General features: G+C 44.0%; 4 protein-coding genes and 2 pseudogenes. 4 read left to right on the top strand and 2 right to left on the bottom strand.

The window, feature by feature from the left end; all coding sequences use genetic code 11:
- Together Q0991_RS25255 and Q0991_RS18820 are read right to left on the bottom strand one after the other, a co-directional pair.
- Positions 1–94: pseudogene (locus Q0991_RS25255) on the bottom strand (arsenate reductase (glutaredoxin)); the annotation flags it as partial.
- A gap of 455 nt (positions 95–549) precedes the next feature.
- The gene (locus Q0991_RS18820; protein ID WP_299491334.1) at positions 550–1,059 is read right to left on the bottom strand and encodes an N-acetyltransferase; all 510 of its coding nucleotides are present in this window, start codon (positions 1,057–1,059) and stop codon (positions 550–552) included.
- 931 nt (positions 1,060–1,990) lie between these two features.
- On the opposite strand from Q0991_RS18820, the gene Q0991_RS18815 reads away from it, so the two are divergent.
- The 4 genes and pseudogenes from Q0991_RS18815 to Q0991_RS18800 form a co-directional block, all read left to right on the top strand.
- Complete coding sequence (locus Q0991_RS18815; protein WP_299491332.1) at positions 1,991–4,753, top strand: alkaline phosphatase PhoX; 2,763 nt, start codon at positions 1,991–1,993, stop codon at positions 4,751–4,753.
- A 242-nt stretch (positions 4,754–4,995) separates the two neighbouring features.
- Positions 4,996–6,117: a GSCFA domain-containing protein gene (locus Q0991_RS18810; protein WP_299491330.1), complete on the top strand. Its 1,122-nt coding sequence runs from the start codon at positions 4,996–4,998 to the stop codon at positions 6,115–6,117.
- A 981-nt stretch (positions 6,118–7,098) separates the two neighbouring features.
- Positions 7,099–8,925, top strand: coding sequence for a Mu transposase C-terminal domain-containing protein (locus Q0991_RS18805; RefSeq protein WP_299491328.1), 1,827 nt, complete (start codon positions 7,099–7,101; stop codon positions 8,923–8,925).
- Positions 8,926–8,930: 5 nt separating this feature from the next.
- Positions 8,931–9,152: pseudogene (locus Q0991_RS18800) on the top strand (hypothetical protein); the annotation flags it as partial.

Here is a 9,152-nt window from a genome sequence, read left to right as displayed (position 1 = left end):
ATTCGATCACAATAGGTTGGTAGCTAGCAGCCTTAATTATCTGAAGTACATTTCTAGAGGTTCCACATTCTGGATTGTGATGAATGACTATCATTAATTTACCCTTCGACGAAAATAATCTGTTACCAAGTCATGGTTTTAAGCTAGGTTATCTCATAAAACATCTATGAAAGATGTTCAAAAATTTAGTTTGGCCTTCGATAGGAATACTGTGCAGATAAGGGGTTAGCACAGCACCTTGGAAGAAGAGATGAATTGAATTGTGGGTCTCAACTAGAGTTTTCATAATCGAAACTTAACATGATTGAAATTTTTCCTTAATCAAAAATTGATGTTCACTTTACGAAGGACTGGGAGGTTGCTCTAAGGCACTTTTTTATGACTAAAAAAGGCCAAAACCTTCACTTAATAACCTGAGTTTGGGATAAGCTAAAACCCTTATTTCTGCGTAGGCTGAAACCTTGATTATTTCGTAGAAGGGGCTCAAAAATGGAATTAACCCGAACTGGGGTTGAGTATCAAATCCAACAGAGACGAGGAGGTTCACCGTTAATTGGCGGTTCTCACTCTTTCAAGTTTTTTATGCATGACATATGCATCGACGTACCCTTTTGTGGGGTGACAGAACGCTTCTGGTAACGTGCCCACAATTTCGAATCCAAGCTTTTGCCAAAGACGAACCGCTCTCTCGTTCGTAGACACAACCAAGTTGTACTGCATTGACTTAAAACCACGTGAGATGGCCTCCTCTTGAGAATGCTGGCACATTAAAGTTGCGATCCCCTGGCCCTGGGCAGCAGTATCCACTATGTAACCGCAATTGCAAACGTGCGATCCCTGGCCGGGTTGGTTAGGTTTGATGTAATAAGTGCCAAGGATCTGCCCCGACTGCGATTCGACGACGAAGGTGGTAGTCGGCACTTTTATCCAGGCGCGGAGTGCCTCGGACTCGGATATGTCAGCGGCGAAACTATAAGTGTCCCCGGCGCGAAATACTGGTTCCAAGATGTCCCAAATTGCTGGCCAGTCAGCGGGCCTGAATGATCTAATGGTGTTCATAGAACATCGGATGATATTTGAGATATAAAAAAAGGAAATTGTGTGGCAGCAGACAAGGTTGAAAACTCTGCCCTAAATTTCGCCCGCTCGCGACGACACAGTTTTAGGTAGAGACACAGTCTTAGATAGAGACACATTACGTACTAGATATTATTGGCTTCAGACCAATTTTTGAGTTCTTCCAAAAAGCCTAAGGCTGTTTCGCCGAACTCATTGATTTCTAAGCGAACTAGGGGTATGATCACAGTTCCTCAAATTAAGGACTATAGAGCTGAAATAATTTAACAGTATAAGTTCTGGCTTGCAGTTCAAGTGAATCTTGAACATTACGAGGACAAAAGAATATAAACAAGAGGTCTGATCAAGGAAAGATCATCTTTTTGAGTGTTTAAGAAAATTGGACCATATCGCCCTTCAATTACCCAAATTCGAAATACCCAAAAACATCTTTCCGGGAGAAAGCTTAGTAATTTCTTGATTTCTATCTCAATAATCATTTTTTTAGCTAAGAGATAAAAATTTAACTTAATAAATATCGATAAAGTACCAACACTAAAACTCTAATGGATGCTGAATAAATTCCCTTGAAAATAAGTTTAAAGAGTTGAATGAATTTTTCCTGAGAGAACCATTAGAGCTCCGTTATTAGATGGTTAAGATAATTTTTTATTTATAGAATATTTAACTTTTTAATATTCAAAATTTAACCTGGCAGACATAGACTTTGAATGCTTGAAACATAGCCTCAGTCTGCTTTTTAGCACGACTTTACTTGAGTCTATATTCTTTAATTTCTTGTTTCATAGGGAGAAGTTTCTTTACATTAATGTCCTCTTTTTTTCTTTGGCTTTTGTTCGTCGTATCTAAATTTCAAGAGTTCCAGCTTTTTCCATTTAGTCCAATCAATGTTTATTGACTTAGGAATTGTTTTATGAGTTTTACGACTGCATTTCCCTCTCAGGTCATTGGGCAGAACGGTTATTCTGTCGTTCCCTTAGTCACTATCGGCGAGATTATCCCTGACACGACGGGTGCATTGAATAGCTCCACCGCGGGTGATTATCAACCCGTGGGTATCTTGGATGGTGCAGGTGCCATCCGCTTCGATGACGATACGGTTCGGGCTTTCGTCAACCACGAGTTGGTGGATCAAAGTGGTGTGCCCTACTCCTTAACAGCAGAGGATGGCAGCACTTTTGATGTCACCGGTGGACGCATTTCTTACTTTGATATCAACATCAACACGTTTGAAATTGAAGATGCAGGAATTGCTTACAACCGTGTATTTGATGCCAATGGTGATATCGCTTCCGATACCTCTATCTTTGGCCAAGTTCGTGTAGGCCCTGATGATCCGACCTTGCGACCAATCGAGGGATTTTCCCGTTTTTGTTCCGGTGGCTTGACTGAAGCTGAACAGTTTGGCCCAGGTATGGGGTTGGTGGATGACATCTACTTTGCCGGAGAAGAGGTCGGTGGTAGCCGGAACCGAGTAGGGGGTGCCAATTGGGCGTTGGATATTGCTACCGGTGATATCTATCAATTACCTGCCTTTGGTAGAGGATCTTGGGAGAACACCACTGAAATTGACACGGGTACAACCACTCATGTTGCCTTTGTCTTAGCCGATGACCAATCTCCCTTTGATTTTGATGACGATGGCGAAGTTGAAGGTGCGCCGTTCTACCTCTATGTAGGTGAAAAGAATGCCAATTCCGATAACTTCCTAGAGCGAAATGGCTTAGCTGGCGGGAACCTTTACGTTTGGGTGCCTGATGCCAACCAGGATGACGCCACGGATAATGACGTCTTAAATGCCCTCCAGTTTAATGGTGCAGGCACCACGGAAGCGGGCACCTGGGTACAGATTGATAACGCTGCGCAACCAGACCAAGCTTCATTAGACGGGGCCACCGGCTTTGATCAATTTGGGTATCCCACCCAAGGCAACCTCATTACTCAAGCTGAAGCAGCGGGTGCCTTCGTCGTCTCCCGACCCGAAGACGTTGCCACTAACCCCAATAATCCCAGTGAAATTGTCCAAGCGGTGACGGGGGTAGATACATTTGCGATTGGCCCTGATGGCAACGGGGCGGATTCCTTTGGTGCCCTCTATACCCTGGATACAGATTTTTCCAACCTCACGAATGGGGGGCCGCTCACGGCAACCGCCAAGGTTATTTACGATGGGGATGAAGATCCCAACCGAAGTCTTCGCAGTCCTGACAATTTAGACTGGAGCCCAGATGGCTTTATCTATGTGCAAGAGGATGAGGCAGAAGAGGATACCCTGGCCACGGGTGAGTTTCTATTTGGTCAGGGTGCAGCCAATCCTAATGAGGCCAGTATTGTCAGGGTTGACCCCAATGCCACCCCTGAGGAAGCCGCAGTTGGTGCGAATGTGACGACCATCGGTGTTGTCGATCGCAGTCAGATTTTTGATCCGACCATTCCAGATCCCTCAACCGCTGTAGATGAAGATTTCGAGCGGACTGAAGATGGAATTTTTGGCCCAGGAGAAATACAGCTAGCGGATGGGACCATATTGGACGCTGGTGAGTGGGAGACCTCTGGCATTGTCGATGTGTCTGACTTATTCGGAGAAGAAGCAGGTACTATTTTCCTTTTTGATGTGCAAGCTCATGGTTTAGCGGACCAAGATGATGAAAACCCTGTATTTGGAGATGTGTCGGCTCTCACAGACGACAACTTATCCGAAGGCGGACAGCTCGCCCTGCTCATCCGATCCGACTCCATCGAGGTGGACAACGATGCTATCCAGCTCGGTACAGAGGGTGATGATGATTTAACGGGGAACGCGGCAGATAACTCTATTCGCGGTCTGGCTGGAGATGATGACATCGCTGGCCGTGGGGGTGATGATGACCTGTTTGGCGGACTCGGCGATGATGACGTCAAAGGGGGTCGCGGTGATGATGGCGTTTGGGGAGGCGCTGGCGATGACGACCTTTCCGGAGGCCGAGGAGATGACACCGTGATTGGTGCCGATGGCGAAGATGAACTCCGAGGCGGTCGGGGGGATGACTCCCTTAATGGTGGTGCTGACAACGATACCCTTCGAGGTGGTCGGGGGAATGACACCCTCATCGGGGGAGCTAGCGATGATGAGCTGCGAGGCGGTCGCGGTGATGATTCCCTCGTCGGTGGTGGGGGTTCAGATGACCTCGATGGCGGTAGAGGAATAGATACCGCAGACTTCAGCGATTTGGAGTTTGCTGTCACCGCAAGCTTAGAGGATGGTACAGCCACCTATGAGCCTGCCCCTGATGTAACGGTCACAGATACCCTAAAGAATATTGAAAATGTGACAGGGACCGCATTCAATGACTCCCTCACTGGAGATGCGGGCGCCAATGTTCTCAATGGGTTGGGGGGTACCGATGAACTAACCGGTGGCGGAGATGGTGATACTTTCATCTTGGGCGATGAGACGGGCACCTTCTACACCGAGGCAGGGACAACGGATGTTGCTAATATTAACGACTTTGTCTCGGGTGAGGATGTCATTCAGCTTGCAGGGAGTATCGACGACTATTCCTTCTTTGGGATTGGTGAAAGCTCCTCCTTTGCCATAGCCCTTGACGATGGTAACGGTACATTCGACTTCCTCAATGATGATCTGATTGCCTTCGTCGATGATGGGTTCACTGAGTCTGATTTAGTTTTTGTCTAACATCACTTATCTGAATACCATAAAAAATGAAAAAACATCTGAGTCAAACTGACATTGACTCAGATGTTTTTCTATAAAATTTTAATAGAATAAACCAAGAGATTAATGAGGAAAATAATTAATTATAAAAAGTTGAAAATAAAATTCAGAAGGCGATTAGTAAAATATTCTAGAGATAAGATAAGCCTCTAAAAATCAGTTTAAATCGGTAAGCTTAACGCTAGACTTGCACTAATAGGATCATGACTAAACCCGAAAATAATCAAATTTCTACTATTGAATCTATTCCTGGATATTCCAATCTAGACCGATGGAACAAAGGTGTGAGTTCTGCTTGTGAGAGACTCAATAGCGGTGTTGTAATCCCTGAATGGACACCTTCATTCAAAGTTTCTCCGGATGCAAACGTATTTGCCATTGGCTCTTGCTTTGCTCGAAATATTGAAAGAGAACTTCAGCATTTAGAGGTGAATGTCACAAGTGCTAACCCTCTGAGTGATGTTCTTGAAGTTCGCACTAACTTGCAGTTGGGGCTTCTAAATAAGTACAATCCCATCTCTATTCACCAGGAACTAGCTTGGGCAGCAGATGAGGGTTCTTTCCCCAGTAATGGATTTATAGACTGCCAAGGAAAGTTATATGATCCCTATCTTCGGGAACAAACTCCTGGAGGAGACCTAGAGAAAATGCAGGTCAGGAGGCATGCGCTTAAAGAATACTTTGCTCAAATATATGAAGCAGATCTAGTAATCGTCACACTTGGATTGACAGAAACCTGGTTTGATCGATCAACTAAGTTAGCCATTACGGAAGTGCCTTCTCCACGATTGATGAAACTGCATCCTCAACGGTTTGGTTTTAAACAGCTGTACCATTCTGATTGCATCAAAGTACTCAAATCAATTTGTGCGCTTTTAAAGAAACACGGAAAACCCAACCATAAAATCATCTTTACCGTGTCACCCGTCGCTCTCAAGCGTACATTTTCTGGGCAAGATGTGGTCGTAGCCAATATGATGTCAAAATCGACATTACGCTCAGCAGCAGGAGAGATTGCTGCCCATATTGAGGAAGTAGACTATTTCCCCAGCTATGAAGCAGTAATGATGTCAGACCCGTTGCTGGTATGGCAGGAAGATCTTCGTAATGTCACAGAATTTATCGTAAATCAAATCATGAATGAATTTGTTCAAAGGTATGGATTAAAAGCTCCACAAACTAAAGAACAGATCCAGTCAAATTATCATTTTTTGCTGCAAAGAAGACTAGCACTCTCGAAAAAAAATGCAAATTTGCTAGGTAATATCTTGAGTGAACATAGTCAACAGAATCCAAACTTGGATTTCCACAAATTTGGAACTTAGTAGGCATACCATTTTAAAGGAATAACTTTTCTTCAAGAGTATTGCCATTCCGTCTTCCCATATCAAAATCTTGATCTCAACAAACTCTATTAATGGAAGAACTAAACCTCTAAGATCGATCCTTAAATCAGTCTAGTTTTTTATCAAGTTTTCATTCCTCATCAATTGAGTTATTTGAGTAACCAGAGAATTTGGAATATGTGTATTCAAGGTGACCATCTTTCGTACTTCGTGGCCCATACATCGGAGAAGTTATTAATTAAAAGCCACCATAACGGATTTTATCTGCCTAGAGTGATGAAAGAGGGGTAGTCGTTTTGAACACCATTTATCTGGATGCGACGTTTGATTCTTGGGTTAGGTATTGACTTCCATCCTGACATTATTTAGGAGGATGGATTGACTGTGGTGCAAGGAAATAAGGCGGTATTAAAACTCAATGCTTAACAGTTTTATTTCCAGTTTCTGATTACGAGGATCATGGAAAGCTCCGATCTCTGGGATTCAGAACTATTGATATGATTGAGTTGCAGAAGATTTGACCCTTTTGACCGTTGTCATACCCGTACTAGGTCAATATTTCGAATCCTAGATCTGAAAATCTTCCTACTGAAAGTAACTTCTGTGATACTTGCGCCTGTCTGTGTTGAGGTGAGGCCCACCCTGTAATGGGGAAGAAATTAAATTCTTTAGCCTTTGCAGTAGAGACTTATAGCGATCCTGGATACTGTTGGCGAAAGTATTACAAATGCAACTACACGTGTATTACAGGATCATAAGTGCAACGAAATTCTGTAGGTTGTTCCGTGCGTAGTATTTTAAATTTCATACTTGTAGCACATTCGCCAACAGTATCGATCCTGTGGGAAAAATTGGGCGTATGCTAGCACAACTCCTTTTAGTCAGTGTTTTCATACCCAAACATAGATTTGTAGTGCATAGTGAGATAATTGAAGTTGTAAGCTGTCTCAGTTTAGACAGATGCAACAGTCAATCACTTCAGAATCAACGCCTCCTGATATTGTTGGAACATCGAATCTCGCCAATCAACTAGGACATCCAAGATTACTTGCTGATCTCATTGATGATGCTGAAGGCAAGCGAGAGATCCTCTTGAAAATTGATGCGATCCAAGACATCAGTCAGGCAGAGAAAAAGGCAAGACGAGAACGAATTAAGCACTGGGCCAAGAAACTTGGTAAATCTCCCCGAACTGTAGATCGATGGTTCCAAACCTTTAGGAAGGAAGGATGGTCAGCCATTATTCATGCGACTCGTTCGGATAAAGGTATCCTCCAGGGCCGGAAATCTTGGAAACCCAATACTGAATATTGGATGAAATTCATCGAGAAAACTTATAAAGATGGCAATCGACATAGCCGCCGGATGAACCGCAATCAGGTGTATAACCAGGTCAAAGGGCACGCCACCCTGCAACTGGGTCTTCAAGCGCATGAATATCCCTCAAATCGTTTTGTCTATAAGGTATTGGAGCCTCTAGCAAATAAACAAAAAGTTCGGCATCCAGGACAAGGACCTGGGCTTTGGATTCAGACCACTGATGGAACGATATCCGTCGAACGAAGCAATCAGGTTTGGCAAATTGACCATACCTGTTTGGATACGCTCCTCACAAATGAGCAATATGAAATTGCTGGGAGCCCCTTTCTTACTGCAATTATCGACACCTATTCTGGCTGTACACTTGGGTTCTATCTAGGTTTTTCTTCTGCAGGTTCCCATGAAGTTGGTATTGCGCTCCGACACGCTATCCTTCAAAAGCGTCATGGCCCAGAATACCAACTGAATAAAGCATGGGAGCCTTATGGTTTGCCCGATTACATCGTCACCGACCGAGCTAAGGAATTTAAATCAACCCATCTCAAGCAGATAGCTGCGGAGTTGGGTATCAAGTTGCGGTACCGTGCCTATCCTGAGCAAGGTGGGATGATTGAGAGTCTATTTGATAAGAACAACAAAGAGGTACTTTCGCAACTTCCGGGTTACACAGGATCCAATGTACAAAAGCGCCCTGAAAATGCTGAAAAGTATGCATGTGTTTTCTATGAAGAGCTGGAGCAAATTCTTACTCGCTATTTTGTAGATCACTATAATCACCACAGCCATCCCAAAGCGATTCATCAAACTAGAAATCAGCGTTGGTGGGCTGGGTTACTGGGCCATAAACCTCGAACCGTAGATGAGCACCGTCTTGATATCTGTCTGAGGAAGACAATCCCTCGCAAAGTACAAAAGCGAGGAACCGTCTTATTTGAATGCTTAGTGTATCAGGGGGAATGGTTAGAGGATTACCAAGGCCAGTATGTACTGCTTCGATACGATCCCAGAAATATTTCAACACTCATGGTCTACAGCCCAGAAACAGAGAGGGAACCCTCACATTTTTTAGGGACGGTGAAAGCTAGAGATCATGAAGGCGATCACCTAGTTCTAGCGGATTGGAAAGAAACGAAAAAGCGTTTTCGGGAAGCAGGTGAAGCCATAGATCAGTCATCCATCCTTGCTGAGCGCATTAAGATCCAAAAGTTTGCCCAGGAGAAAATTAAAACGCTCAAGCAGCGACGAAAGGCAGAGCAAAAGCGCATCAACCGTAAATCAAACCCAACTAATGTTATTGAGCTAGTTCCCAAGACAAAAGCGCCTCCAACACAGGATAAGCAGAATGCCACCGCACCCAAAACCTACAATGAAAGGCCAATTCCAGTCTCTGGCAATGGGCAACTGCAAGCTCAAGCTTCTGAGATAATTGCTTTTGATTGGAATGCATTATTGAACAACGAAGAATAAATTCGATGAGTCAGCAGAACCCAGCGCTTAAGCAAAATGACGGTGCCCCTAAAGTACCATTACCAATCTTGCTGGGGGCTGAACCAAAACGCACACCAGAATTAGAAGCTGAGGTCCTTCGAATTAGCCAAAGTGACATTTTTGATGTTGCCCAACGAGATCGTGACCTGTTTGCTTGGTTATCCTCCCAACGTGATGCTCGGTTGAATGGATACGTCAATTCAAAA

The organism is Acaryochloris sp. IP29b_bin.137, from assembly GCF_028285745.1.
Lineage (GTDB): Bacteria > Cyanobacteriota > Cyanobacteriia > Thermosynechococcales > Thermosynechococcaceae > Acaryochloris.
Note: the sequence above shows the minus strand (reverse complement) of the source record. Positions and strands in the feature narration are given on the sequence as shown.